Origin of the sequence: Caballeronia sp. AZ7_KS35, assembly GCF_023631045.1 — a bacterium.
Classification (GTDB): Bacteria; Pseudomonadota; Gammaproteobacteria; order Burkholderiales; family Burkholderiaceae; genus Caballeronia; species Caballeronia zhejiangensis.
Genome location: NZ_JALQDV010000008.1, coordinates 36,550 through 62,448 on the forward strand (window position 1 = coordinate 36,550; position 25,899 = coordinate 62,448).

A 25,899-nucleotide genomic window follows, 5' to 3' on the forward strand; every position below is an offset into this window, starting at 1 on the left:
GTCAAATCACTCCGGATTTTAAGGGTACAAAGAAAACGCGATCGAGCTGCTCTTCCCGCCATTGGCTTGCCGACACGCGCGTGACGAGCGTCAGCACCTGCGACTGCGCGGCCTGCGATCCGACCGGCGCGACGAGCTTGCCGCCGACCGCCAGTTGATCGAGCAAGGCCTGCGGCACGTCCAGGCCGGCGCACGCGATGACGATCGCGTCGAACGGCGCGGCCGCGGGCAAGCCGAGGCGGCCATCGCCGTAATGCAGCCGGATATTCGGCACGCGCAACGGCCGAAGATTGAGCTTCGCGCGCTCCGACAACGGACGCACGCGTTCGATCGAATAAACTTCAGTGGCGACTTGCGACAGCACGGCCGCCTGATAACCGCAACCGGTGCCGATCTCCAGCACCTTGTTCAACGCGCGCCCGGTCGCGACCAGTTCGATCATGCGTGCGACGACCGACGGCTTCGAGATGGTCTGGTGATGGCCGATCGGCAGCGCGGCGTCTTCGTAAGCCTGCGCCGCGAGCCCCGGATCGACGAACATGTGGCGCGGCACGACCGACATCGCATTGAGCACGCGCGGATCGGTCACGCCGTTCGAGCGCAGGCGTTCGACCATGCGCTCGCGCACCCGTTCCGATGTGAGTGTCTGCGTGCTTGCCAGCGCAACATTGGGCGCGCCTTTTTTCGTCGCGATCGCGGCGGCGTTCAGGTCGCGCTCGCCGGGCCGCGGCGCCGGACGCAGTGAATTCGCGCGCGCCGGATGAGCCGAATGATGCGTCTGCGCCGCGCTCTTGCTCGCCGACGGAACCGGTTTCGCCCCGCCAATTGCGGTCTTCGCGCCCGAACGCACGGGAAAAACGGACGTGGCCGGCTTCGCGGACGCCGCTGCCGTCGCGGGATTTTTCATCGTCGCGTTCGCCGCGCGCGATTGTCCAGGCCTTGTCGGCTGCGTCGGCGTCGGCGTCGGCTTCAGCGCGGAAGCGGCGGCTGGCTTGCCGCGCGAATCCTGCGGACGGGCCGCGGGTTTGCGCGGCTCGCGAACAAGATCCGCGAGCGCCAGCGGAAAGCGCTTGGCGCGCTCGTCGCTCATGTGCGAGCGCTCCCGGCGCGCGCCCATTCGCGCGTCTCCGCCATGAGCTTCGTATGAGTGAGATCGAGTTGCAGCGGCGTGATCGACACGAAGCCGTTCGCGACCGCGTGGAAATCGGTGCCTTCGCTCGCGTCGAGCGCATCGCCTGACGGGCCGATCCAGTAGATGGGGTTGCCGCGCGGATCGGTCTGGCGGATCACCGGCTGCGAAGGATGACGCTTGCCGAGGCGCGTCACTTTCCATTCGCGCAACTGATCGTAAGGCAGGCTCGGAATGTTCACGTTCAGCAACGGATGACCCGGCATCGGATGTTCGAGGAAATGAGCGACGATCTCGGCCGCCACGCGCGCGGCGTCGTCGAGATGAAGCCAGTCGCGGCCGACGAGCGAGAATGCGATCGCCGGAATGCCGAACATGAAGCCTTCGGTGGCGGCCGCCACGGTGCCCGAGTACAGCGTGTCCTCGCCGACGTTCTGCCCGTTGTTGATGCCCGACACGACGAGATCAGGCTGCTCGTCGAGCATGCCCGTGAGCGCGATGTGCACGGAATCGGTCGGCGTACCGTTCACGAAGTTGAAACCGTTCGGCGCCTGATGAACGCTCAAGGGCCGCGACAGCGTAAGCGAGTTGGACGAGCCGCTGCAGTTCTGCTCCGGCGCCATCACCGTCACTTCGCCGAGCGGCTGCAGGACATCGTGCAGCACATTGATGCCGCGCGCCAGATAACCGTCGTCGTTGCTGAGTAGGATTCGCATCCGACGATTGTAACCGAGGAAAGTGGCGCGACGACGACTCGAACTGCCATACACTGAGCCCAGTTCAACCAGGAGAAAACATGCGCGCCGTACGATGCAACGAACACGGATTGCCCCACACGCTTTCGATCGAAACGCTGCCCGACCTGCATCCGGAAGCAGGCGAAGTCGTCATTGACGTGAAAGCGGCGAGCGTGAACTTTCCCGACGTGCTCATCATCCAGAACAAATACCAGTTCAAGCCGCCGCTGCCGTTCACGCCCGGCGCGGAGTTCGCGGGCATCGTGCGCGAAGCCGGCGCGGGCGTCACGCATCTCGCGCCCGGCATGCGCGTGGCCGCCTACACCGCGCAAGGCGCGTTCGCCGAACAGGCGCGCGCGAAAGCCGCCGATTGCATCGTCTTGCCCGATGACGTCGATCTCGCCGAGGCCGCCGCGTTCTCGCTCGCCTACGGCACGTCGTATCACGCGCTCGTCGATCGCGGCGGGCTCAAGGCCGGCGACACGCTGCTCGTGCTGGGCGCGGCCGGCGGCGTCGGCATCGCGGCGATCCAGATCGGCAAGATCGTCGGTGCGCGCGTGATCGCGGCGGCATCGAGCGCGGAGAAGCTCGCGTTCTGTCGCGAACATGGCGCGGACGAGGTCATCGATTACGCGCACGAAGACTTGCGCGAACGTATCAAGGCGCTGACGGACGGCAACGGGCCGGATGTGATCTTCGATCCGGTCGGCGGAACGTATGCCGAACCCGCGTTTCGCAGCATCGGCTGGCGCGGACGGTATCTCGTCGTCGGCTTCGCGAACGGCGAGATTCCGAAGCTGCCGTTCAATCTGGCGCTGCTGAAAGGCGCGAGCATCGTCGGCGTGTTCTGGGGCGGTCACATGCAGCGCGAACACGCGCTCGCCGATCGGGAATTCGCGACGATGGTCGAGTGGATCAAAGCGGGCAAGCTGCGCCCTGTCGTCACGAAACGCTACTCGCTCGACGAAACGCCGCAAGCGCTGGACGACATGATGAACCGGCGCGTGACGGGCAAGATCGTGATCGAGCCATAACGCGCGCACTGCTACCATTGCGCGCTTTCACGCACTCCGCGAAGAGCCATGGCGAGTCTATGCCCCGATGTCAGCGTCATCGTGCCGGTTTACAACTGCGAAGCCTGGCTCGAAGCGCTGCTGCGCTCGGTGCTCGATCAGCAAGGCGTCGATCTCGAAGTCATCGCGATCTGTGACGGCGCGACAGACGACAGTCTCGCCATGCTCGAAACGATGGCGGCGGCCGATGCGCGCATCCGTGTGGTAGCGCAGGAAAATCGCGGCGTATCGGCGACGCGCAATGTCGGGCTGACGCTCGCGCGCGGCGAGTGGATCGCGTTCGCGGACGGCGACGACTGGATGAAGCCCGGCGCGTTGCGCAGTGGATCGAACACGGCCGCCGGCATCGGCTCGATGTCGTGATCGGCAACGGATTCAGCTTCGAGGACTTGCCGCCGCCCGCCGATCCTCGACCGATGTACGAAGGCCAGCCGTGGGGCGACATCTGCGACGGCACGGCGTGGCTCAAACGGACCGTGCCGAACGACGACTGGGTCGTCTGCGTGTGGCTGCAATGCGTGCGGCGCGATCTCGTCGTGAGACACGGCCTGCGTTTCGAGGAAGGCGTGGTGCACGAGGACATCATCTGGGCGTTGCAGCTCGGGCTTCACGCACAGCGCGTCGGTTTCGTGCGCGAACCGTTGTACGGCTATCGACGCAATCCGGAATCGATCACGAACTCGCCCTCGCCGGCCGCTGTCGCGCGCCGCGCGGCGGGTTATCTGCGCGTGATCGACGCGCTCGTGACCGCCGCGCTCGATCCGCAAACCGACCGAAGTCTCAGCCGGATTCTGCTACGCCAAGCCAACCGCGAAAGCGGTCATCTCCTGCATGTGCTCAGAAAGCGCCTGACCGACGACGAACTGCGCAAGCCTTTCGCGCGGCAGTTTCTGCAGTCGGGGTATGTTCGCGCGATGCTGAAGGGCGCGACCAATGCGAGCGAAGTGTGGCGCGCGCTTCGCTGCTGGCGCGTCTATTCGCGCTTCGCGGCGTGAAGGCGTCCGCTTATAGGCGTCGCGATTGCGCGCGCGGCAGCATGCCGATGCGCGTTGCTTGGGTCGGCTGAGCCGCTTTGGCGTCGGCGAAATCGGCCATCGCGTAGTGTTGCGCCGCGCGCGCATGGTTGCCGTGCAACGTCCTGAACGCGGATGTCACGCGACGCACGGTGAGCAGGCGTTGCCACAAGCGTTCGCGAAGCCCGCCGAAAGGCAGAAAGGACGGCGGCACCACGACCGCGCCCGGGCCCCAGCCCGGACGCCACGAGCGCGCAAGGCCCTGGCGCATAAAGAGAGAGAGCGTCGGCACGCCGATGCAGGACGCGAGATGCCCGAGCCCCGAATCGTTGCCGATGAACCACGACGATTCGGCGATCCATGCCGCGACTTCGCCCAGTTGCGGCAGCGCATTGACCTCGCACCCTTCTTCAGCGATATCGCCCCAGACGCCGAACTCCGCAGGCGCGACGAGAAAGCTCGGCCGCAATCTCCGCCGCGTCAGCGCACGCGAGAGCGCAAGAAACTTCTCGCGGCCCCACATCTTTTCAGGATGACTGCCGGTCGGATGAATGACGACGCGATTCGCGAAGCGCCCGCGCATGACGCCGGACGGCACGACGAGACCGTTCGCGCGCGTCACGTCGGCGAGACCGAGCACGTTCTTCGCGATATCGACGATGCGGTCGACCATGTGCTTCGAGCCGCCGTATTCCGGCAGCGTGGCGAGACAGATGGTCTGGCCCGAGCGGCTCAGCGTCGATGCGTAGTCGGTCGGGCGAAGCTCGATCACGGTGTCGAACGCGCCCTGCCAGGCGTCGCGACGCCCTACCGTCACATGGGGAAACCAGTCGGCGAGTTGCTCCACGACCCAGCCGAACACGACGGGGCGATATCCGTTGCGGATGAGATTGTCGACGAGAACGAGCCCGATGAGGCTGTCGCCGATCGGCGATGGCAATACCACCGCAATCGAACCGTCAGTTCGCAGTTTCATTGTTGGTCCCGCGGGATCGCACGACGGACGTCGTGCAACGGCCTGTCCAGGACAGCATGATAGCGATGTCGACCGTGTCGTGCCATGACGGGCATTCCGAAAACGGTCGGCTTCGTTGACGGCGTGTTGGCACGCGCACAACCGGGGCGTCAAAGCTTCTCGGTTTCTCCGCTCTTCGGCTGCCATTTCATGAGCCGGCGCTCGACCAGCGCGACGAGACCGTCGAGCACCAGCGCGAACGCGGTCAGCACGAGAATCCCCGCGAACACCGTGTTGATGTCGAAGGTGCCTTCGGCCTGCAGGATCAGATAACCGACACCGCGCGCCGAGCCGAGATATTCGCCGACCACCGAGCCGACGAACGCGAGCCCCACCGACGTGTGCAGGCTCGAAAACACCCAGCTGGTCGCGCTCGGCAGATAGACATACCGCAGCAACTGCTTGCGATTCGCGCCGAGCATGCGCGCATTCGCGAGCACGACCGGGCTCACTTCCTTCACGCCCTGATACACGTTGAAGAACACGATGAAGAACACGAGCGTCACGCCAAGCGCGACCTTTGACCAGATGCCGAGACCGAACCACACCGCGAAGATCGGCGCGAGGATCACGCGCGGCATCGAATTGGCGGCCTTGATGTAGGGATCGAGGAGCGCGCTCGTCATCGGCGCGAGCGCGAGCCAGAGACCGACGCCGAGTCCCGTCACCGTGCCGATGACGAACGCCAGCACCGTTTCGATCAGCGTCACCCACAGATGGATGTAAATCTCGCCGCTCGTGAACCATTCCCAGATGCGTATGAGCACCTTCTGCGGCTCGCCGAAGAAAAAGGCGGCCTTGTTCGCGTCGTCGAAATAGAAAGGCGGCAAGAGCGTCGGGCTCGTCAGCATGTACCACAGCACGAAGCACGCGAGCAGCAACAGCCACTGCCACACGATGAGATTCGCCCGATTCGGGCGCAGCTTGTTCCACATGGTCGTATCGTCTTATTCGGCGGCGGCGGGCTTCAGCTGCTGCTGATAACCCTTCAGCACTTCTTCGCGCAGCACGCCCCAGATCTGCGCGTGCAGTTCGACGAAGCGCGGATGCGAGCGGATCTCGGCGACATCGCGCGGGCGCGGCAGATCGATCGCGAATTCGCCGATCGGATGCGTGCCCGGCCCCGCCGCCAGCACGACGACGCGATCGGACATCGAGATCGCCTCGTCCAGATCGTGCGTGATGAAAAGCACGGCCTTGCGTTTCGCGGCCCACAGATCGAGCAACTCGTTTTCCATGAGCTGGCGCGTCTGGATGTCGAGCGCGGAGAACGGCTCGTCCATGAGGATGATGTCGGGATCGAGGATGAGCGTCTGCGCCATCGCGACGCGCTTACGCATGCCGCCCGACAACTGATGCGGATAACGGTCGCCGAAACCGCCGAGGCCCACGCGCTTCAGCCATTCCTCGCCGCGCTTGTCGGCTTCGGCCTTCGGCACGCCCTGAAACGCGAGGCCGGCCGTGACGTTGTCGAGCGCGGAGCGCCACGGCATCAGCGCATCGGCCTGGAACATGTAGCCCGCGCGCCGGTTGATGCCCTTCAGCTTTTCGCCGAACACGCTCACGGTGCCCGACGAAGGCTCCAGCAATCCCGCCGACACGTTGAGCAATGTCGATTTTCCGCAGCCGGTCGGCCCGACGACGGACACGAATTCTCCTGGCGCGATCGCGAGGCTCGTATCGCGGACCGCCGTGTAGCGATCACGGCGACTCTCGCGCGACGCGAACGTGCAGGTGACGTCCTCGAGCGCGAGCGCATGGTTCGATGGCGACGACATCGGTCAGACCTTGACGCTCGCAAGCGCCTTCTTGACGAAATCGTTGGTCCAGGTCTTCGACAGGTCGATCGGCTTGCCCTTCACGGTTTCGTCGAAGGCTTGCAGCGTCTTGAGCGAGGTCGCGGGACCGTCGGCGGGCATCAGGCCGTCCGGCGACAGCGCTTCCTTCACGTGCTGCCACGAATCGAGATACAGCGCGCGATCGCCGAGCAGATAGCTTTCCGGCACCGTCGAGATGAGATCCTTGCCCGAGGCCGTCTGCAGCCACTTCAGCGCGCGTACCATCGCGTTGGTGAGCGCCTGCGTCGTGTTCGGATTCTTCGTGATGAAGCTCTGCGACGCGTACAGGCAACCCGCCGGCATGTTGCCGCCGAACACCTTCACGGTGTCCGCGAGCGTGCGCGTGTCCGACACGATGCGGATATCGCCCGCGCGATCGAGCTTGGTCATCACCGGATCGAGGTTGGCGATGGCGTCGATCTGGCCGGATTGCAGCGCGGCGATCGCGCCCGCGCCCGCGCCGACGCCGATGAACGACACGTCGGTCGCCTTCAGCCCCGCTTGCGCGAGCACGAAGCTCGCCATGATCGCCGTCGACGAGCCCGGCGCCGTCACGCCGATTTTCTTGCCCTTCAAATCGGCGACGGACTTGTAGTTCGGCATCGCCTTCTTGGACACGGCGAGCACGATCTGCGGCGCGCGCCCTTGCAGCACGAATTCGCGGAAGTACTGATTCTTCGCCTGCAGCAGCAACGTGTGCTCGAACGCGCCGGATACGACATCCGCGCTGCCGCCGACCGCCGCCTGAAGCGCCTTCGCGCCGCCCGCGAAATCGGCGATTTCGACGTCGAGCCCTTCGTCCTTGAAGTAGTTGCGACGCTCGGCGATCGTGAGCGGCAGATAGTAGAAGAGATTCTTGCCGCCGACCGCGACCGATACCTTGCTCTGCTCCAGCTTGTTCTGTGCGAATGCGAGCGGCATGCCCGAGATTGCCCCGCCCGCGAGCGCGGCGCCGCTCGCGATGAACGTTCTGCGTTTCATCGTTGTCTGTCTCCTGGTTTTATCGTTGTCGGCGCTGTTCGGCTCGAGGCTCAGATCACCTTGGCCGCGCGCAGCCGCGCAATATCGTCGGCATCATACCCGAGCGTTTGAAGTACTTCATCCGTGTGTTCACCGAGTTGCGGCCCGAGCCAGCGCGTTTCCCCCGGCGTTTCGGAGAGCTTCGGCGTCACGTTCGGCAGCGTGATCTCGCGGCCGTCCTGCCACGGGAAACGCTGCAGCATCTGACGCGCGAGGTATTGCGGATCGGTGAACATGTCGGCGACGCTGTAGATGCGCCCGGCGGGCACGTCGGCGGCGTTCAACACAGCGAGCGCCTCGTCGATGCTGCGCGTCGAGAGCCAAGCGGCGATAGCGTCGTCGATTTCCTGCGTGCGCGGCACGCGTCCGTCGTTCGACGCGAGCGCGGGATCGTCCGCGAGATCCGCGCGATCGATCGCGTTCATCAGGCGCTTGAAGATCGGATCGCTGTTGCCGCCGATCACGATGCTGCCATCGCGGCACGGATACGTGTTCGACGGCACGATGCCCGGCAGCGACGCGCCCGTGCGCTCGCGCACCATGCCGTACACGCCGTATTCCGGCACGACGCTTTCCATCATGTTGAAGACGGCTTCATAGAGCGCGACGTCGACGACCTGGCCTTTGCCGCCGTTCACTTGGCGATGATGCAGCGCCATCAGCGCGCCGATCACGCCGTGCAGCGCGGCGATCGAATCGCCGATCGAAATGCCGATGCGCGGCGGCGGCAAATCCGGATAACCGGTGATATGACGCAAACCGCCCATCGATTCCGCGATTGCGCCGAAGCCCGGACGATCGCGATACGGACCGGTCTGACCGTAACCGGAAAGGCGCACCATCACGAGACCGGGATTGTCGGCGGACAGCACCTCGTAACCGAGCCCGAGTTTCTCCAGCAAGCCGGGCCGGAAATTCTCGACGACGATATCGGCTTCCTTCGCGAGCCGCCGCACGATCTCCTTGCCCTCGTCGGCCTTGAGATTGATCGTCACGGATTTTTTGTTGCGCGCCTGCACGGCCCACCAGAGCGACGTGCCGCCCACTTCCGGATAGAGCTTGCGCCACTTGCGCAGCGGGTCGCCGCCGTTCGGATCCTCGATCTTGATGACGTCGGCGCCGAACTCGCCCATGAAGCGCGCGGCGAACGGGCCGGCGATGAGCGTGCCCAGTTCCAGTACCTTCACGCCCGCGAGTGGTCCCGTCGTTGCGCTCATGGTCGTGTCTCCTTTGTGTGTTTTCTCAGAGCGGAATATCGAGCGGCTTGAAGCGCGGCGTGCCGTCGGCGAGCGTCTCGTTGAACATCGCCGCGGGGCGCACCCACAAGCCGCGTTCATGCGGCCACAGATGCTCGTAGACGATCATCGCTTCCTCGGTTTCCGAGTGCCGCGCGACGCCGATCACGCGATACAGCCCGCCCTTGTAGTGACGATGCGTCGCGAGCGCGAGCGCTTCGGTTTCTGTCATCGATTGGAGTTCTTTCATATGGAACGGCGATCGAGCATCGCGCGCGCGATCGTGCCGGCATCGACATATTCGAGCTCGCCGCCGACCGGCACGCCGCGCGCGAGCCGCGTCACCTTGAGCCCTTTGCTCTTGAGCGTTTGCGCGAGATAGTGCGCGGTCGCTTCGCCTTCGTTGGTGAAGTTGGTGGCGAGCACCACTTCCCGCACAACGCCGTCGAGCGCGCGATTGATGAGCCGCTCGAAGTGAATCTCCTTCGGACCGATGCCGTCGAGCGGGCTGAGCCGTCCCATCAGTACGAAATAGAGCCCGCGATACGTGAGCGTCTGTTCGAGCATGATCTGGTCGGCAGGCGTCTCGACGACGCACAGCAAAGCCGGATCGCGCTCTTCGTCGCTGCAGACTTCGCAGATATCGCTTTCCGTGAACGTGTTGCACTTCTCGCAGTGCTTCAGATTCTCGGTGGCAAACAGCAGCGAATTGCCGAGCTTTTCGGCGCCTTTGCGATCGTGCTGCATCAGGTGATACGCCATGCGCTGCGCCGACTTCGGTCCGACGCCGGGCAGCGCGCGCAGCGCTTCGACGAGCGCCGACAGGGCGGAAGGTTGTTTCATGTGTCCTTCATTTGACATCGAAGCGCGCCGAATCCGCTCCGGCGCGCGCGATCAGAACGGCAGCTTGAAACCCGGCGGCATCGGCATGCCGGCGGTCATGCCGCTCATCTTCTCTTGCGTGGTGGCTTCCGCCTTGCGCACGGCGTCGTTGAACGCGGCGGCGACGAGGTCTTCCAGCATGTCCTTGTCGTCGGCGAGCAGGCTCGGGTCGATCTGCACGCGGCGAACGTCGTTCTTGCAGGTCATCGTCACCTTCACGAGACCGGCGCCGGACTGGCCCTCGACCTCGATCTGCGCGAGCTGATCCTGCATCTTCTTCATGTTTTCCTGCATCTGCTGAGCCTGTTTCATCAGCCCGGCGAGTTGGTTCTTCATCATGGTTCGGCTCCTTACTGGAAAACGTGTGGCAAAAGCACGCGCGATGCGCGCGCCCGATATTCGGTGCGGCGGCGCGAAGTCGAAAACCGCGCCGCGCGCTTCAGTTCACGATGGATTCGCGCCCGATGCGGCAATCGGCTTGATCGAACCCTGCACGATGCTCGCGCCGAAATCGCGGATCAGCGATTGCACGAACGGATCCTGTTTGATCTCCTGCTCGGCTTCCTGCTGACGGCGGGCGCGTTCGGCGGCGTCGAGCGCGGCAGCGGTGCGCCGCGCGGGCGCGACGTTCACGCTGACTTCGATCGCGCGGCCGAGCTTTTCGGCGAGCGCGGCCTTGAGCTTGCCGACATGCGTGGCGTCGGTGTACATCTGGACCGGAACCGCAAGCGTCACGGAATTCGCATCGCAGGCGGTGAGCTCGCTGTTGAACGCAAGCTGATACGCAACGCCCTTCAGCGGAAGATCGACGGCGAGCGCCGCCCATTCGATCGACACGCCGAGCGCATCGAGCGGCACGGCGGGCGGCAACGGCGCCGTGTCGATGACGGGCGCCGGTTTCGCGGCGGGCTCGGCGTTGAAGCGCATGTCGTCCGGGCCGCTGTCGAAGGCTGGCACGAAGCCGTCGTCGGGCGGCATGAAGTAAGCGTCTTCGGATCCGGCCGGCGCGTAGTCGTCGGGCGGCATCTCTTCCCACGGCGGCACGACGTTCGACTTGCTCGCGTTGCCGGCCGCGGGCTTCGGCTCGGGCGCGGCGGATGCGGCAGCCGGAGCGCGGCGCGGCGTCGGCACCGGAACTTGCGCGGCCGGTTTCGCGACGGGCTTGGGCGCAGCGGGAGCCGCCGTCTGCGCAGACGCGCCACGCCCGCCCCGATCGGACGACAGGCGCATGCCCGCGCTGCGCAACACTTCAAGCGCCGCGCTCGCGCCGCTTGCCGCGCGCGAAGTCGCGGCTTCGTCGGACGTGCTCGGCGCGGCAGGCGCGGCTTCATCGACGGCCTGTCGCGCGGCGCTCGGCATCGGCGCGGCTTTTACCGGCACGGGCTCGCTCTTTTCGACGACGGGTTCTTCGACCGCCTTCACGACCACCGTCTCGACGGCGGGCGCCGGCGCTTTCGCAACCGACGCCGACGCCGACGCCGACGCAGGCGCGACGGCGCGCTCGGCCATCGCACCCACGAGCGCGGCGCTGCGCGCGGGCTTCGCGCCCGAAGGCGCACCCACGGCGACGCCGCCGCCCGATCCGCCCGCCGGCTCGAACGCGAGCATGCGCAGGAGCGTCATCGTGAAGCCGGCGTACTCGTCCGGCGCGAGACCGAGCTCGCTGCGCCCGACCGTGGCGATCTGATAGAAAAGCTGAACCTGCTCGGCCGACAGCATCTCGGCGAAGCGGCGGATGTCCGCGGCTTCAGGCCATTCGTCCAGCACCGACGTCGGTGCGAACTGCGCCCATCCGATCCGATGCAGAAGACTCGCCAGATCCTGCAGCGCCGTCGAGAACGACAGGCTGCGCAGCGCCATTTCGTCGGCGATCGCGAGCACGCCGGGGCCGTCGCCGCCGGCGAGCGCGTCGATGAGACGGATCAGGTAGCTTTGATCGAGCGCGCCGAGCATGCCGCGCACGGCTTCCTCGGTGACTTCGTTCGCCGAATATGCGATGGCCTGATCGGTCAGCGAAAGCGCGTCGCGCATGGAGCCGTCCGCCGCGCGCGACAAGAGACGCAGTGCCTGCGGCTCGAACGGGATGTTCTCCTGCTGAAGAATGTTCTCCAGATGCGAGACGATGTGCCCCGCCGGCATCTGCTTCAGATTGAACTGGAGGCAACGCGAGAGCACGGTGACCGGAATCTTCTGCGGATCGGTCGTCGCGAGAATGAACTTCACGTGCGGCGGCGGCTCTTCCAGCGTCTTCAGCATTGCGTTGAAGGCGTGGTTCGTGAGCATGTGCACTTCGTCGATCATGTAGACCTTGAAGCGGGCATCGACGGGTGCGTACACGGCGCGCTCCAGCAGCGCCGCCATTTCGTCGACGCCGCGATTGCTCGCCGCATCCATCTCGACGTAATCGACGAAGCGGCCTTCATCGATTTCCCGGCACGCACGACACACGCCGCACGGCTTCGAGGTCACGCCGGTTTCACAATTGAGCGCCTTCGCGAAGATGCGCGAGAGCGTCGTCTTGCCGACGCCGCGCGTGCCCGTGAAAAGATACGCGTGATGCAGGCGGCCGCCGTCGAGCGCGTGCGTGAGCGCACGGACGACGTGCTCCTGGCCGACGAGCGACTCGAATGATTTCGGTCGCCATTTGCGTGCGAGAACTTGATAGGTCATGCGCGAAATTGTATCAGCAACGACCTTGCGCAAACGCCGCTCCAGCGGGGTGATCGGGCGCACGAACGCGCCACGCGCCATGGCGTGCGGAACACGAATAAGTCAGGAAAACCAGCAGGGAGACCTACGGAAGAAAAGCGGAAGGTGACGAGCCCGACCCTCGGCACTGGTGGAAAGCGGCTGTGGCTGCTTCGTTCCCGACCTGACCAGGTTGACCGCGCCACCATGCGAGGAGGCCCGTCACGTTGAATTGTACCACGGGGTCGGGCGCAGCCGGAAGGCGTCGGCGAAACGCACGCCCTTCCGAGCCCCTCTTGTGCTTCGTATTTTCGGCCTCAGATGCGCCCTATCAGCATCCGGCAACGGATAGCGAATTAGGCTAAGATGACACGTGAATTACTTGGAAGTGGTGCATTTCGCCCTTCCGCGGATCATTCGCCGCCGTTCGCGGTTCATTCTGGCGCACGGCGCGCGGGCCGAAGTCCGGCCCGTTGGTGACGAAAATTTTTTCGGTTTTGGTGTATCGTGGCGAGCATTCAAACGCGGGCCTCGATTCAATAGAGGTATTCAGACAATGAGCGAATCAATCAAGCACATCAGCGACGCTTCTTTCGAACAGGATGTCGTCAAGTCGGATAAACCTGTCCTGCTCGATTTCTGGGCTGAGTGGTGCGGTCCGTGCAAGATGATTGCCCCCATCCTCGACGAAGTCGCGAAGGATTACGGCGATCGCCTGCAGATCGCGAAGATCAACGTGGACGAACATCAGTCGACGCCCGTGAAGTTCGGCGTGCGCGGCATTCCCACGCTGATTCTCTTCAAGAACGGCGCAGTGGCCGCGCAGAAAGTCGGCGCATTGTCCAAGTCGCAACTGACCGCGTTCCTCGACAGCAACCTGTAACGGCATCACCGGCGAGCGGCGGCATCTCCCGTCGCTCGCGTCTGCATCGACGACACGCCAAGGCGTGGTGCCGATGCAGCCGATGTTGTCACGCGACAACATCGGCCGACAAGCCCCGCCCAAAGCCCACCCGAGGCCGCTGTGGCGTGTGCTATGCTAGAATCACAAGAGTTCAAGAAGTATTAAGTCTCGAGCGGTTCCGCTCACCTCTTCTCCCAAATCTTTCTGTCGCACCTCTCTCCCCGGCGGGAAATCCGTATGCATTTATCCGAGCTCAAGTCTCAGCACGTCTCCGCACTGATCGAGATGGCCAACGGCCTCGAAATCGAAAATGCGAACCGCCTGCGCAAGCAGGAATTGATGTTCGCGATTCTTAAAAAGCGCGCCAAGGGCGGCGACACGATTTTCGGCGACGGCACGCTCGAAGTGCTGCCCGACGGCTTCGGCTTTCTGCGCTCGCCCGAGACGTCGTATCTCGCGAGCACGGACGACATCTATATCAGCCCGTCGCAAATCCGCCGCTTCAATCTGCACACCGGCGACACGATCGAAGGCGAAGTCCGCACGCCGAAGGACGGCGAGCGCTATTTCGCGCTCGTGAAGGTGGACAAAGTCAACGGGCAGCCGCCCGAGGCCTCGAAACACAAGATCATGTTCGAGAACCTCACGCCGCTGCATCCGAACAAGCCGCTGCCGCTCGAACGCGAAATGCGCGGCGAGGAAAACGTCACGGGCCGGATCATCGACATGATCTCGCCGATCGGCAAGGGCCAGCGCGGCCTGCTCGTCGCATCGCCGAAGTCGGGTAAAACCGTGATGCTGCAGCACATCGCGCATGCGGTGAAGGCGAATCATCCGGACGTCATCCTGTTCGTGCTGCTCATCGACGAACGCCCGGAAGAAGTCACTGAAATGCAGCGCTCGGTGCGCGGCGAAGTCATCGCATCGACATTCGACGAACCGGCCGCGCGTCACGTTCAAGTGGCCGAAATGGTCATCGAGAAGGCGAAGCGTCTCGTCGAAATGAAGCATGACGTCGTGATTCTGCTCGACTCGATCACGCGTCTCGCGCGCGCCTACAACACGGTCGTGCCGGCATCGGGCAAGGTGCTGACGGGCGGTGTCGACGCCAACGCGCTGCAGCGTCCGAAGCGCTTCTTCGGCGCCGCGCGCAACATCGAGGAAGGCGGCTCGCTCACGATCATCGGCACGGCGCTCATCGAAACCGGCAGCCGCATGGACGACGTGATCTACGAAGAGTTCAAGGGCACCGGCAACATGGAAGTGCACCTCGAGCGCCGCCTCGCGGAAAAGCGCGTCTATCCGTCGATCAATCTGAACAAGTCGGGCACGCGTCGCGAGGAATTGCTCATCAAGCCCGATCTGCTGCAGAAGGTTTGGGTGCTGCGCAAGTTCATTCACGACATGGACGAAGTCGAAGCGATGGAATTCCTGCTCGACAAGATCCGTCAGACGAAGAACAACGCCGAGTTCTTCGACATGATGCGCCGCGGCGGAGGCTGATCCCCGTCCCGCTTCGCTGCTTCGGAACAGAAAACCGCCTGCATCGTCAGGCGGTTTTTTATTGGGGCCGTGCGTACAATCCGCAACTAGTCCAGTCTTCCGATTCAACGCATGGCCAACCTCTTCTCCCGCTGGTTCGGCGCGCAACGCCGCGAGCGCGCGCTGCGCAAATACGCGATCGACGACGCGCTCTGGCAACGCACGCTCGACACGTATCCGTGCTTCGGACATCTGGACGCCAGCGACCTCGCGCGTCTGCGCGAAACCGCGAGCCTTTTCATCGCGCAGAAGGAATTCTCGACGGCGCACGATCTCGAACTGACGGATCAGATGATCGTATCGATCGCCGCGCAGGCCTGTCTGCCGGTGCTCAATCTCGATCTCGATTTATATCGCGGCTGGGTCGGTGTGATCGTGTATCCGGGCGAGTTCATCATCCGCAAAACCGTGGAGGACGAAGACGGCGTGGTGCACGAAGTCGAGCACGATGCGAGCGGCGAAGCGTGGGAAGGCGGCCCGGTCGTCCTGTCGTGGGAAGACGCGCAGATGGCCGACGGATCGGACGCCTACAACGTCGTCATCCACGAATTCGCGCACAAGATCGACATGGTGACGGGCGAGGCCGACGGTCATCCGCCGCTTTACCGGCGCTGGCACGCGCCGCTCGATTCGACCGCGTGGTCCGACATTTTTGACAACGCCTATGACCAGTTCTGCGCACGCGTCGATGCCGTGCCGGAGCGCCGCTGGGCGCGGTTCGAACGCGACTCGCTGATCGATCCTTACGCGACCGATCATCCGTCGGAATTCTTCGCGGTGTGCAGCGAGGCGCTTTTCGTGACGCCGAAGCTGTTCGAAGCCGAATATCCCGAGCTTTACCGGCTACTCGCGCGCTATTACCGGCAAGACCCGGCGGGCGTTGGGGCGCTCGTCGCGCCGGCTGCATGAGTTGCGCCGCGGCCTCCGAAAAAGATGTCAACCGACTGATTTTCTGGCATAATCGCCGTTTTTCGACCCTAGGCAAGTGACTCGCGCGGCACTAAAAAACGAGTGCAACGGGTTGGCTACCGCCAGATACCAGGAAAGACCATGAAAGAAGGCATTCACCCGGATTACCGCGAAGTCCTGTTCGTCGACATGTCGAACGACTTCAAGTTCGTGACCCGCTCGACCATCCAGACGCGCGAAACCGCCGAATTCAACGGCAAGACCTACCCGCTCGCGAAGATCGAAGTGTCGTCGGAATCGCACCCGTTCTACACCGGTCAGCAAAAGATCATGGACACGGCGGGCCGCGTCGAGAAGTTCAACAACAAGTTCGCGCGCTTCTCCACCAAGAAGTAAGTCGGGCTTCGGCTTCAGCGAAAAGGGCAGCTTCGGCTGCCCTTTTTTGTCGCCGGCAGCTTGGCGCATGCCACCGCACCGCCCTTGCTGCATCCGGCATGCATTGTTGCGCGGGGTTACGGCGAGCTTCGATGAACCGCCCTTTACGCCGCCGCGCGACTACAATGCCGGTTGCTTTGGCCCCGTCGCGCATCCAGCGCGAATCAGCGGGCCGCTCTCCATCAAGCCTTCACGCATGCGATCTGTCGTTCGTCTGACCGCCTCCGCCACCAGCGCCCTGCCGCGCTGGCTTCTGCTCGCCATCTGCATCACCTATGCGTCGTTCGGACTGTTCGGCCGCGATCCGTGGAAGAACGAAGATGCGGGCGGCTTCGGCGTCATGTGGACGATGGCCAATGGCGACGCGCGCGACTGGCTGCTGCCGAACCTGGTCGGCAAGGCGCCGACCGCCGACGGCCCGCTGATGTACTGGCTCGGCGCATCGGCGATTCGGCTTTTGAGTCCGTGGGTCGATGCGAGCAACGCATCGCGCGTGGTCACGGGCCTGCTCTTCTGTCTCGCCTGCGCGTTCGTCTGGTATTCGGCCTATCTGCTCGGCCGGCGCGACGAGGCCCAGCCCTTCAAATATGCGTTCGGCGGCGAACCGGAGCCGCGCGACTACGGCCGCACGCTCGCCGATGGCGCACTGCTGATTCTGCTCGCGTGCTTCGGACTCGCCGAGCGCGGCCACGAGACCACGCCGCAGCTTGCGCAGTTCGCCGGCACCGCGATGCTCCTCTACGGCCTCGTGCGCAGCCTCGACAAGCCGATCCACGGCGGTCTCGTGTGGGGCGCGGCGCTTGGCGTAGTCGGCCTGTCGAGCTCGCCGGTGCTCGTCTTCGCGCTGTTGCTCTGCACGCTCGCGATGACGATCGTCGTCAAACAAATCCGCTCCGCGCCGCTCCTGATCTTCGGGCTGCCGGTCGCGATCCTGCTGATCGGCGCATGGGTGCTGCCGACACTGCATTACTTCCCGGATGACGGCGAATGGTGGCTGCGCCAATGGTGGCGCAACAGCTTCTCGTTCTTCTCCGGCACGCCCGGTTCGATATTCGGCTACGCGATCAAGAACCTGCCGCTCTTCACGTGGCCCGCGTGGCCGCTCGCGGTGTGGGCGTTCGTCAGTTGGGGCGGACTGCGCCGCTCGCCGCACGTCGGCGTGCCGCTGTCGATCATCGGGCCGCTGCTCGTGCTGGTCGTGCTGCAGGCGCACGAGACCAACCGGCTATTCATGCTGCTTCTGCCGCCGCTTTCGGTGCTCGCGACGTTCGCGCTGCCTACCCTCAAGCGCGGCGCGATCAACGCGATCGACTGGTTCGCGATGCTGAGTTTCACGATCATCGGCTCGCTGGTGTGGCTCGTGTGGACCGCCGGCATGTTCGGCTTCCCCTCGGCGATGGCCCGCAATCTCGCGCGTCTCGCTCCGGGTTTCCATCCCGAGTTCAAGCTGATTTCCTTTGTGTGCGCGGTGGCCGTGACCGTCTGCTGGTTCCTGCTCGCGCGCTGGCGGCTCGCCCGTCATCCGAAGGTGCTGTGGCGCAGCGTCGTGCTGTCGAGTGCGGGCACCACGCTCATGTGGGTCCTGCTCATGACGCTGTGGCTGCCGGTCGTGAACTACAGCCGGACGTATCGCGACGTGGCCGAGCAAATCGCCGATCATCTGCCGCCCGACTACACCTGCATCTCGCCCGTACGCCTCGGCGACGCGCAGATCGCCACCTTCGCGTATTTCGGCGGCATGCATTTCGCGTTCGATGAGGATTGCGATGTGATCCTGCGCCAGGATCCGGCCGATTACGGCGAGCCGTCGTCGATGTCGGCGTTCCAGTGGAAGCTCGTCTGGGAAGGCCGGCGCGTCGCCGACCGCGACGAGCGGTTCCGTCTCTACGTGCGCATCGAGCGTCCCGTGCCGCCGGCGAAGAAACCGCTGCGCCCGAAGAGCCTGCGCCGCGCGCAGTAATACGATGCGCGCGATACCGACTTCCGCGAGTACGACCGGCATGCTGAGCGATGTGCGCAAGATCGCCGCGCTCGCCTGGCCGGTGCTGATCGGCCAGCTCGCGGTGATCGCGTTCGGCGTGATCGACACCGCGATGGTCGGCCGCTTCTCCGCCACCGATCTCGCCGCGCTCGGTCTCGGCGGTTCCGTCTATATCTCGGTGTATATCGGCCTGACGGGCATTCTCGTCGCACTGCAGCCGATTGCCGGCCAGCTCTTCGGCGCGGGCCGCGAAAGCGAAATCGGCGAAGAGACGCGTCAGGCGTTCTGGCTCGCCGCCGCGCTCGCCGTGATCGGCTTCGTGCTGCTGTTCCATCCCGAGCCGCTTCTGTCGCTCGCCAAGACGCCGCCCGCGCTGCACGACCGCACCGTCGACTATCTGCGCATTCTGTCGTTCGGCCTGCCCGCGAGCCTCGCGTTTCGCGTCTACAGCTCGCTCACGAACGCCGTCGGCAAGCCGCGCCTCGTGATGTTCCTGCAGGTCGGCGGCCTGCTGCTCAAGTTTCCACTCAACACGTGGTTCATCTTCGGCGGATTCGGCGTGCCGGCGCTGGGCGGTCCGGGTTGCGCGCTCGCGAGCACGCTCATCAACTGGGTGCTGGCGGCGGTCGGCATGACGGTGCTCCTCAAGGTCGAGTTCTTCCGCCCGTTCGCCATCTTCTCGCACTTCTGCTGGCCGGTCTGGCGGCGTCAGCTCGCGCTTCTGCGGCTCGGCATTCCGATGGGCCTCTCGTATCTGATCGAAGTCACGTCGTACACGTTCATGGCGCTCTTTATCTCGCGCTTCGGCACGACGACGCTCGCCGGTCATCAGATCGCGGGCAATCTCGGCGCGGTGCTGTACATGACGCCGCTCGCGATCGGCATCGCGTCGTCGACGCTCGTGTCGCAGGCGCTCGGCGCGCAACGCTACGACGACGCCCGCTCGATCTCGCGTCACGGCATCGGCATGGCGTGCGTGCTCGCGCTCGTGTACGGCGTGCTCCTGCTCGCGGCGCGTCCGCTCGTAATCGCTGCCTACACACCCGATGCGAACGTGATCGCGGCCGCGATGCCGCTCGTGCTCATCATCTTCTTCTATCACTTCTGCGATGCGCTGCAGATCACCACCGCGTTCATCCTGCGCGCATACAAGGTGACGCTCGTGCCGACCGTGATCTACGCGATCGCGCTATGGGGCATCGGGCTTGGCGGCGGTTATCTGCTCGGCTTCGATGTCGGCGGCGGCGTGCCCGAATGGCTGCAGGGCGCGCGCGGCTTCTGGATCGCGAATTCGGCGAGCCTCGGCGTCGCGGGCGTCGGCTTGTTCGTGTATTGGCGGCGCGTGAGTTCGCGGCATCTGCCGAACGTGAACGCAGATTGATCTTCCGTTAAAAAGCGTCGCCCGAGCGCAGCCGACGAAAGATCGACGTAAGGCTCCAGTAGAATTTCGCGTCGAGGAAAACTCGGAGCGAGTGGATGAGCCGCATAACAACGTCACAAAAAAAATGGATTCTGGCCGCAACCACGCTGATCGCCGCGTTGGGATCAAGCGCCGCGCTTCATCGGGCCGATGCCGCGCGCATCACGAGCGTGTCGCCGCAAGGCAAGGTCGCGCAAGTGCGGCAGGTCGTCGCCAAGTTCGACGAACCGATGATCGCCTTCGGCAATGCGGCCGCCGCCGCGCCCGGCAAGATCGCCTGTAGCGGCGCGGGCGCATCGGCTACCGCGGGCTCGGGCCGCTGGATCGACGCCAAGACCTGGGCCTTCGACTTCGAGCACGATCTGCCGCCCGGCGTGCGCTGCGCGCTCGATCTCTCGGACACCCTCAAATCCACGGCCGGCAACGCGCTTTCCGGCCCGCGCCACTTCGCGTTCCAGACGGGCGGACCGTTCGTCACACGCATCATGCCGGGCTACGGCGACATCGAAGAAAATCAGGCCTTCGTGCTGCGTCTGAACGGCCCGGCGACGCAGGCGTCCGTGCTGCAGCATGTCTGGTGCGAATCGAGCGCGCTCGGCAATCGCATTCCGGTCCGCGCCGTCGACGACGCCACGCGCGCCGCGCTGCTCAAACACTTCCGCCTGGAGAAAGAGAGCGATCGCGTACTGACGCTCGCGTGCCAGCAAACGTTGCCGTCCGCGACGAAAATGCAGCTCGTGTACGGCACGGGCGTGACGGGACCGAGCGGCATCGCCAATGACGTCGAGAAGCGCTTCAACTTCGACGTGCGCAAGCCCTTCACCGCCGGTTTCTCCTGCGAGCGCGAAAACGCCAACGCACCGTGCACGCCGCTGCGGCCGATGCGCCTCACGTTCTCCGCGCCGATCAGCCGCGCCGATGCGCAGAAGTTCGCACTGCGCGGTCCGAAAGGAAGCGCCGCGCCTCACTTCGATCCTAGCGATAAAGATGCGGAAGTCAGCGGCATCGAGTTCGCCGCGCCGCTGCCCGAGCGCGCCAGTCTCACCATCGAGGCGCCCGCGAATCTGAAAGACGTGAGCGGCCGCACGCTCGCCAACGCCGACCTTTTCCCGCTCAAGACCGCGACCGCCGCGATGCCGCCGCTCGCGAAATTCTCGTCGGGCACGTTCGGCATCATCGAGCGATTCGCGGAACCCGGCATGCCCGCGATGCTGCCGGTCACGCTGCGTCATGTCGAAGCGGACCTGCATGTGCAAGGGCTCCATTCGGGCACGTCGCAGATCACGAAGCTCAAGCTCGACGCCGACACGGACATCCGCGAGTGGATGCGCGCCGTCGACATGTTCGACGGCGTCTCGATGTCGCGCTCGTCCATCGAAAAGCTCATGCCCGCGATGCTGAACAACGGTATCGAGCCGGTCATCATCCCGAACAGCGACGGCTCGGTGTCGAACGATCCGCAAATCGACATTCGTTCGCTGTCGATGCTCGCGAAACAGCGCGGCGTCGAAACCCTCGCCTTGCCCGCCGCCGATCCGAAAGCGCTGCGTCCGTTCGAAGTCGTCGGCATTCCGCTGACAAAGCCGGGCTTCTATGTCGTCGAACTGAGTTCGCCGGCGCTCGGCGCATCGCTGCTCGACAAGAATCAGGCGATGTACGTGCGAACGTCGGTGCTCGTCACCAATCTCGGCGTGCATTTCAAAGAGGGACGCGAGAACAGCGTCGTCTGGGTCACGACGCTCGACAAGGGCAAGCCCGTCGCGAACGCCGACGTGCGCGTCACCGACTGCAACGGCGATGAAATCGCCACCGCGAAAACCGATGCGCAAGGCATCGCGAAAATCGGCAAGCCGCTCGCGTCCGTGCGCCGATGCAACGAGCGCAGTCTCGCGTGGGGCGGCTTTTTCGTGTCCGCGCGCGTGAACGATCCCGTGAGCGGTCCGGACATGGCGTTCGTGACATCGGACTGGGATCGCGGCATCGAATCGTGGCGCTTCAACGTGCCGACCGACATGAGCGCGGCGCGCACGACGCGCGCGCATACGGTGTTCGACCGCACGCTGCTGCGCGCGGGCGAAACCGTATCCATGAAGCACCTGCTGCGCGTGCAAACGCTCGGCGGCTTCGCGTTTCCGAAGAGCTATCCAACGCGCGTGACGATCCGGCACGTCGGCAGCGGACAGACGTGGCATTTGCCGCTCAAATGGGCCGCCGATCACAGCGCCGATTCGACCTTCGCCGTGCCCGCCGCCGCGAAGCTCGGCGAATACAGCGTGTCGCTCGACAACGGCACAGCTTCATCCGACGACGATAGCGGCAACGACAACGACAACGACAACCCGGTGACGCAGTCGTACGAATCCGGCAGCTTCCGCGTGGAGGAATTCCGCCTGCCGGTGTTCAAAGGCTCGATCACGGCCGGCGAGGCCAAAGCGTCCGGTCTCGTCGCGGCGCAGGAAGCGCCGGTCGCGGTGCGGCTCGAATACGTGCAGGGCGGACCGGCATCGAATCTGCCGGTGCAGGTTTCCGCGCTCGTGCGCGATGCCGCGCCGCCCTTCGCTTCGCAATACGAAGCGTTCACTTTCGCGCCTTACCGCAAGCCGACGGACGACGGCGCGAGCGCGCCCGCCGAAGACGAAGACAGCGAGCAGGAAGACCACGCGACGACGAAGCTCGTCGCCGACAAGCTGCGCGTCACGCTCGATCGCGAAGGCGCCGGCAAGGTCACGATCAAGCCGCTGCCGGCGCTCGAATCGCCGAAGCGTCTCACGCTCGAAGCGAGCTTCGCCGATCCGAACGGCGAGATTCAGACGATCAGCGGCGGCACGACGCTGTGGCCCGCCGACGTCGCGGTCGGCGTGAAAGCGGGACATTGGGTATCGGTCGGCGGCGCGCTGCCGGTGCAGGCGATCGCGCTAGATCTGCAGGGCAAGCCGCGCGCGGGCGTGTCGGTGGAGATCAAGGCCGTCGCTCGCGTGATGTCGAGCTCGAGAAAGCGCATGGTCGGCGGCTTCTACGCTTACGACAACCACACGGAGATCAAGGATCTCGGCACGCTGTGCAGCGGCAAGAGCGACGATCACGGCATCGTCTCGTGCGATGCGAAGCTGAAGGATGCCGGCAACGTCGATGTCATCGCGATCGCGAAAGACGGCGACGGCCGCGCGGCCAACGCGAGTACGTCCGTGTGGGTCACGCGCGCGGACGAGCTGTGGTTCGGCGGCGAGAACACCGACCGCATCGACGTGCTGCCGGAAAAGACGAGTTACGAGCCCGGCGAAACCGCGCGCTTCCAGGTCCGCATGCCGTTCCGGTCCGCGACGGCGCTCGTCGCCGTCGAGCGCGAGGGCATCGTCGAGACGCGCGTCGTCGAACTGAACGGCACCGATCCGAGCGTCGAGCTGAAAATCGAAGCGTCGTGGGCGCCGAACGTGTACGTGTCGGTGCTCGCGTTGCGCGGACGCATCCGCGAAGTGCCGTGGTATTCCTTCTTCACTTGGGGATGGAAGGCGCCGGTCGAATGGGCGCGCGCGTTCTGGTACGAAGGCCGTCAGTATCAGGCGCCGACGCCGCTCGTCGATTTGAGCAAGCCCGCGTTCCGCTACGGGCTGGCGTCGATCAAGGTCGGCACGGCGGCGCACAGGCTCGCGGTCAGCGTGAGCCCGGATGCGAAGTCGTACACCGTGCGAGGCAAGGCGCACGTCAAGGTGAAAGTCGCGCTGCCCGATGGCAAGCCCGCGCCCGCGGGCACGCAGATCGCCGTCGCGGCCGTCGATGAAGCCTTGCTCGAACTGATGCCGAATCGAAGCTGGGACGTGCTCGACGCGATGCTCGAACGGCGCGCGTACGGCGTCCAGACGGCGACCGCGCAGATGGAGATCGTCGGGCGGCGGCACTTCGGGCGCAAGGCGGTGCCTGCGGGCGGCGGCGGCGGACACAGCGCGACGCGCGAACTGTTCGACACGCTGCTGCTGTGGAATCCGCGCGTCACGCTCGATGCCAAAGGCGAAGCGACCATCGACGTTCCGCTGAACGACGCGCTCACGCGCTTTCGCATCGTCGCGGTGGCGGCGGTCGGCGCGGGACAGTTCGGCACCGGCAGCGCATCGATTCAGAGCACGCAGGACTTGCAACTGATATCGGGATTGCCGCCGCTCGTGCGTGTCGGCGATTCGTTCCGCGCGCAGTTCACGCTGCGCAACACGACCGCGCGGACGATGCGCGTCTTCATCACGCCGCATGCCGGCGCGCTGGCGCTCGATGCGCGCACGGTCGAGCTTGCGCCGGAATCGTCGCAGGAAGTCGCGTGGGAGGTCACGACGCCCGATGTGCTCGGCGCGAATTCATCCGCAGCGTTGGAATGGAACGTGACCGCGTCCGAACAGGCCGGACCCAGGGCGAGCGATGCCGTCAAACTGACGCAGAAAGTCGTCGCGGCGATTCCCGTCAATGTCCAGCAGGCGACCCTCGCGCAAGTCGACGGCACGCTCACGCTGCCCGTCGCGCCGCCCGCCGATGCAATCAAGTCGAGCGACGGCGCCGTGCGCGGCGGCATCGCGGTGTCGTTGCAATCGAAGCTCGCCGAAGGACTGCCCGGCGTGCGTCGCTGGTTCGAGCGCTATCCGTACAGTTGCCTCGAACAGCAGACTTCGCGCGCGCTCGGCCTGATGGACGCAGCGCTTTGGCAAGGCGTGCTCGCGCGGATGCCGTCGTATCTCGATCGCGACGGCCTCGCGAACTACTTCCCGCCCGCCGACGACGAGCGCCCGACCGGCAGCCCCGCCCTCACGGCCTATCTGCTCGCCGTCACCGATGAAGCCGCGAAGCAGGATCGCCGTTTCGCGCTGCCCGACGATCTGCGCAATCAGATGGCGGCGGGCCTCGCGAATTTCGTCGACGGCAAGCTCGAGCGCAAGTTCTGGGCGCCGCGCAACGATCTCGACGATAGGAAGCTCGCCGCGATCGAAGCGCTCTCGCGCTATGGCCTTGCACAGCCGCGCATGCTCGGCTCGATCACGGTCGCGCCGGATCAGTGGCCGACATCCGCGGTGCTGGACTACTACGCAATCCTGTCGCGCGTCGACGGCATTCCGAATCGCGACGAGAAGCGTGCGCAGGCGGAGCAGATCATTCGCGCGCGTCTGACGTATCAGGGCACGCGACTCACGTTCTCGACCGAGCGCGACGACGATCTCTGGTGGCTCATGACCGGCATGGAAACCAACGCCGCGCGCACCGCGCTCATCTTCGCGGATGCGCCCGGCTGGAAGGACGAAATGCCGCGCGTCGTCGCGGGCCTGCTCGCGTTGCAGAAGCACGGCGCGTGGCAAACGACGACCGCCAATCTGTGGGGCGCGCTCGCCGTCGGCCGATTCTCGCAACTCTTCGAGAGCACGCCGGTGACGGGTCACGCGTCGATCCAGCTGGGCGCATCGGCGCAAAGCGTGAGTTGGAGCGCCGCTGTCATGTCCACGCCCGCGCCCGCCTCGGCCACGCCCGCGACGAAGAACGCGAACGCGCGCAGCGTGATGCTGCCGTGGAGCAGCGGTTCGCTCACGCTCTCGCAGGACGGCACGGGCAAGCCGTGGGCGACGATCGAAAGTCTCGCGGCTGTCGCGTTGAAGGCGCCGTTCGCGGCGGGCTATCGCATCGCGAAAACCGTCACGCCGATCGATCCCGCCGTGAAAGGCGTGCTGTCGCGCGGCGATATCGTCCGCGTGCATCTCGACATCGACGCGCAAAGCGACATGACGTGGGTCGTCGTCAACGATCCGATTCCCGCGGGCGCGACGATCCTCGGCTCCGGTCTCGGACGCGATTCCGCTGCGGCGACCGAAGGCGAGAAGCGGGATGACGGCGCGTGGCCCGCGTTCGTCGAGCGTAGCTTCGATGGTTATCGCGCGTATTACGACTATCTGCCGAAGGGCAAGCTGAGCGTCGAATACACGATGCGCCTGAACAATCCGGGCACGTTCGGCCTGCCGCCGACGCGCGTCGAAGCGCTCTACGCGCCGTCGGCGTTCGGCGCGCTGCCGAATGCGCCGGTGGTCGTCAAGCCGCTCGCCGCGAAGTGATCCG

At 65.0% G+C, this 25,899-nt stretch carries 21 protein-coding genes and 1 other RNA gene; 10 read left to right on the forward strand and 12 right to left on the reverse strand.

Annotated features, from left to right (window positions below; genetic code table 11):
• Nucleotide 1: 1 nt before the first annotated feature.
• Both NCT05_RS09570 and surE read right to left on the reverse strand, forming a co-directional pair.
• Complete coding sequence (locus tag NCT05_RS09570; protein WP_250502184.1) at nucleotides 2-1,090, reverse strand: protein-L-isoaspartate(D-aspartate) O-methyltransferase; 1,089 nt, start codon at nucleotides 1,088-1,090, stop codon at nucleotides 2-4.
• Complete coding sequence (surE, locus tag NCT05_RS09575) at nucleotides 1,087-1,845, reverse strand: 5'/3'-nucleotidase SurE (protein WP_008349357.1); 759 nt, start codon at nucleotides 1,843-1,845, stop codon at nucleotides 1,087-1,089. Before surE ends, NCT05_RS09570 begins: the two co-directional genes overlap by 4 nt.
• Nucleotides 1,846-1,925: 80 nt before the next feature.
• Here surE and NCT05_RS09580 point away from each other — a divergent pair, with 80 nt between their 5' ends.
• The 3 genes from NCT05_RS09580 to NCT05_RS09590 are packed head-to-tail and all read left to right on the forward strand — an operon-like array spanning nucleotide 1,926 to nucleotide 3,934.
• Nucleotides 1,926-2,900 carry an NADPH:quinone oxidoreductase family protein gene (locus tag NCT05_RS09580; protein ID WP_250502185.1) on the forward strand — a complete coding sequence of 325 codons (975 nt, stop codon included), beginning with the start codon at nucleotides 1,926-1,928 and terminating at the stop codon, nucleotides 2,898-2,900.
• Nucleotides 2,901-2,948: 48 nt separating this feature from the next.
• A complete protein-coding gene (locus NCT05_RS09585; protein WP_250502186.1) occupies nucleotides 2,949-3,302 on the forward strand; it encodes a glycosyltransferase family 2 protein in 354 nt (117 codons plus the stop codon).
• Entirely contained in the window at nucleotides 3,299-3,934 is a 636-nt protein-coding gene (locus NCT05_RS09590) for a glycosyltransferase family protein (RefSeq protein WP_250502187.1), read from the forward strand. The genes NCT05_RS09585 and NCT05_RS09590 overlap by 4 nt, the downstream gene beginning before the upstream one ends.
• Nucleotides 3,935-3,944: 10 nt before the next feature.
• On the opposite strand, the gene NCT05_RS09595 is transcribed toward NCT05_RS09590, so the two are convergent.
• The 10 genes from NCT05_RS09595 to ffs form a co-directional block, all read right to left on the reverse strand.
• Entirely contained in the window at nucleotides 3,945-4,928 is a 984-nt protein-coding gene (locus tag NCT05_RS09595; protein ID WP_008349351.1) for a glycosyltransferase family 9 protein, read from the reverse strand.
• Nucleotides 4,929-5,077: 149 nt separating this feature from the next.
• Entirely contained in the window at nucleotides 5,078-5,902 is an 825-nt protein-coding gene (locus NCT05_RS09600) for an ABC transporter permease (protein ID WP_034473729.1), read from the reverse strand.
• Between the two features lie 12 nt (nucleotides 5,903-5,914).
• A complete protein-coding gene (locus NCT05_RS09605) occupies nucleotides 5,915-6,745 on the reverse strand; it encodes an ABC transporter ATP-binding protein (RefSeq protein WP_008349347.1) in 831 nt (276 codons plus the stop codon).
• Nucleotides 6,746-6,748: 3 nt separating this feature from the next.
• The gene (locus NCT05_RS09610) at nucleotides 6,749-7,786 is read right to left on the reverse strand and encodes an ABC transporter substrate-binding protein (RefSeq protein WP_250434830.1); all 1,038 of its coding nucleotides are present in this window, start codon (nucleotides 7,784-7,786) and stop codon (nucleotides 6,749-6,751) included.
• Nucleotides 7,787-7,836: 50 nt separating this feature from the next.
• Nucleotides 7,837-9,042 (reverse strand): CaiB/BaiF CoA transferase family protein, encoded by a 1,206-nt coding sequence (locus tag NCT05_RS09615; RefSeq protein WP_008349341.1) that lies wholly within the window; start codon nucleotides 9,040-9,042, stop codon nucleotides 7,837-7,839.
• Between the two features lie 25 nt (nucleotides 9,043-9,067).
• Nucleotides 9,068-9,292 carry a DUF1653 domain-containing protein gene (locus tag NCT05_RS09620; RefSeq protein ID WP_034473750.1) on the reverse strand — a complete coding sequence of 75 codons (225 nt, stop codon included), beginning with the start codon at nucleotides 9,290-9,292 and terminating at the stop codon, nucleotides 9,068-9,070.
• Between the two features lie 14 nt (nucleotides 9,293-9,306).
• Complete coding sequence (gene recR, locus NCT05_RS09625; RefSeq protein ID WP_250480543.1) at nucleotides 9,307-9,903, reverse strand: recombination mediator RecR; 597 nt, start codon at nucleotides 9,901-9,903, stop codon at nucleotides 9,307-9,309.
• A 51-nt stretch (nucleotides 9,904-9,954) separates the two neighbouring features.
• A complete protein-coding gene (locus NCT05_RS09630) occupies nucleotides 9,955-10,281 on the reverse strand; it encodes a YbaB/EbfC family nucleoid-associated protein (protein ID WP_008349334.1) in 327 nt (108 codons plus the stop codon).
• A 105-nt stretch (nucleotides 10,282-10,386) separates the two neighbouring features.
• The gene (gene dnaX / locus NCT05_RS09635) at nucleotides 10,387-12,612 is read right to left on the reverse strand and encodes a DNA polymerase III subunit gamma/tau (protein ID WP_250502188.1); all 2,226 of its coding nucleotides are present in this window, start codon (nucleotides 12,610-12,612) and stop codon (nucleotides 10,387-10,389) included.
• 143 nt (nucleotides 12,613-12,755) lie between these two features.
• An RNA gene (gene ffs / locus NCT05_RS09640) (signal recognition particle sRNA small type) lies at nucleotides 12,756-12,854 on the reverse strand.
• A 332-nt stretch (nucleotides 12,855-13,186) separates the two neighbouring features.
• Here ffs and trxA point away from each other — a divergent pair.
• The 7 genes from trxA (at nucleotide 13,187) to NCT05_RS09675 (ending at nucleotide 25,895) form a co-directional block, all read left to right on the forward strand.
• Nucleotides 13,187-13,513, forward strand: coding sequence for a thioredoxin TrxA (trxA, locus tag NCT05_RS09645; protein WP_008349330.1), 327 nt, complete (start codon nucleotides 13,187-13,189; stop codon nucleotides 13,511-13,513).
• A 258-nt stretch (nucleotides 13,514-13,771) separates the two neighbouring features.
• A complete protein-coding gene (gene rho / locus NCT05_RS09650) occupies nucleotides 13,772-15,037 on the forward strand; it encodes a transcription termination factor Rho (protein ID WP_008349328.1) in 1,266 nt (421 codons plus the stop codon).
• A 111-nt stretch (nucleotides 15,038-15,148) separates the two neighbouring features.
• Complete coding sequence (locus NCT05_RS09655) at nucleotides 15,149-15,985, forward strand: M90 family metallopeptidase (RefSeq protein WP_250457748.1); 837 nt, start codon at nucleotides 15,149-15,151, stop codon at nucleotides 15,983-15,985.
• Nucleotides 15,986-16,126: 141 nt separating this feature from the next.
• Complete coding sequence (locus tag NCT05_RS09660; RefSeq protein ID WP_008349325.1) at nucleotides 16,127-16,381, forward strand: type B 50S ribosomal protein L31; 255 nt, start codon at nucleotides 16,127-16,129, stop codon at nucleotides 16,379-16,381.
• Nucleotides 16,382-16,616: 235 nt separating this feature from the next.
• On the forward strand, nucleotides 16,617-18,380 hold the full coding sequence (locus tag NCT05_RS09665; protein WP_008349322.1) for an ArnT family glycosyltransferase: 1,764 nt from the start codon (nucleotides 16,617-16,619) through the stop codon (nucleotides 18,378-18,380).
• A 40-nt stretch (nucleotides 18,381-18,420) separates the two neighbouring features.
• Nucleotides 18,421-19,782 (forward strand): MATE family efflux transporter, encoded by a 1,362-nt coding sequence (locus NCT05_RS09670; RefSeq protein WP_250434835.1) that lies wholly within the window; start codon nucleotides 18,421-18,423, stop codon nucleotides 19,780-19,782.
• A 95-nt stretch (nucleotides 19,783-19,877) separates the two neighbouring features.
• Nucleotides 19,878-25,895, forward strand: coding sequence for an alpha-2-macroglobulin family protein (locus NCT05_RS09675; RefSeq protein WP_250502189.1), 6,018 nt, complete (start codon nucleotides 19,878-19,880; stop codon nucleotides 25,893-25,895).
• Nucleotides 25,896-25,899: the final 4 nt, after the last annotated feature.

Coding starts and splice junctions, on each gene's coding strand:
- dnaX (WP_250502188.1), bottom strand. CDS start 12,612: ATGACCTATCAAGTTCTCGCACGCAAATGGCGACCGAAATCATTCGAG.
- NCT05_RS09630 (WP_008349334.1), bottom strand. CDS start 10,281: ATGATGAAGAACCAACTCGCCGGGCTGATGAAACAGGCTCAGCAGATG.
- NCT05_RS09595 (WP_008349351.1), bottom strand. CDS start 4,928: ATGAAACTGCGAACTGACGGTTCGATTGCGGTGGTATTGCCATCGCCG.
- NCT05_RS09585 (WP_250502186.1), top strand. CDS start 2,949: ATGGCGAGTCTATGCCCCGATGTCAGCGTCATCGTGCCGGTTTACAAC.
- NCT05_RS09675 (WP_250502189.1), top strand. CDS start 19,878: ATGAGCCGCATAACAACGTCACAAAAAAAATGGATTCTGGCCGCAACC.
- rho (WP_008349328.1), top strand. CDS start 13,772: ATGCATTTATCCGAGCTCAAGTCTCAGCACGTCTCCGCACTGATCGAG.
- NCT05_RS09655 (WP_250457748.1), top strand. CDS start 15,149: ATGGCCAACCTCTTCTCCCGCTGGTTCGGCGCGCAACGCCGCGAGCGC.
- recR (WP_250480543.1), bottom strand. CDS start 9,903: ATGAAACAACCTTCCGCCCTGTCGGCGCTCGTCGAAGCGCTGCGCGCG.
- NCT05_RS09615 (WP_008349341.1), bottom strand. CDS start 9,042: ATGAGCGCAACGACGGGACCACTCGCGGGCGTGAAGGTACTGGAACTG.
- NCT05_RS09570 (WP_250502184.1), bottom strand. CDS start 1,090: ATGAGCGACGAGCGCGCCAAGCGCTTTCCGCTGGCGCTCGCGGATCTT.
- NCT05_RS09665 (WP_008349322.1), top strand. CDS start 16,617: ATGCGATCTGTCGTTCGTCTGACCGCCTCCGCCACCAGCGCCCTGCCG.
- NCT05_RS09620 (WP_034473750.1), bottom strand. CDS start 9,292: ATGACAGAAACCGAAGCGCTCGCGCTCGCGACGCATCGTCACTACAAG.
- NCT05_RS09605 (WP_008349347.1), bottom strand. CDS start 6,745: ATGTCGTCGCCATCGAACCATGCGCTCGCGCTCGAGGACGTCACCTGC.
- trxA (WP_008349330.1), top strand. CDS start 13,187: ATGAGCGAATCAATCAAGCACATCAGCGACGCTTCTTTCGAACAGGAT.
- NCT05_RS09600 (WP_034473729.1), bottom strand. CDS start 5,902: ATGTGGAACAAGCTGCGCCCGAATCGGGCGAATCTCATCGTGTGGCAG.
- NCT05_RS09670 (WP_250434835.1), top strand. CDS start 18,421: ATGCTGAGCGATGTGCGCAAGATCGCCGCGCTCGCCTGGCCGGTGCTG.
- NCT05_RS09660 (WP_008349325.1), top strand. CDS start 16,127: ATGAAAGAAGGCATTCACCCGGATTACCGCGAAGTCCTGTTCGTCGAC.
- NCT05_RS09580 (WP_250502185.1), top strand. CDS start 1,926: ATGCGCGCCGTACGATGCAACGAACACGGATTGCCCCACACGCTTTCG.
- NCT05_RS09610 (WP_250434830.1), bottom strand. CDS start 7,786: ATGAAACGCAGAACGTTCATCGCGAGCGGCGCCGCGCTCGCGGGCGGG.
- surE (WP_008349357.1), bottom strand. CDS start 1,845: ATGCGAATCCTACTCAGCAACGACGACGGTTATCTGGCGCGCGGCATC.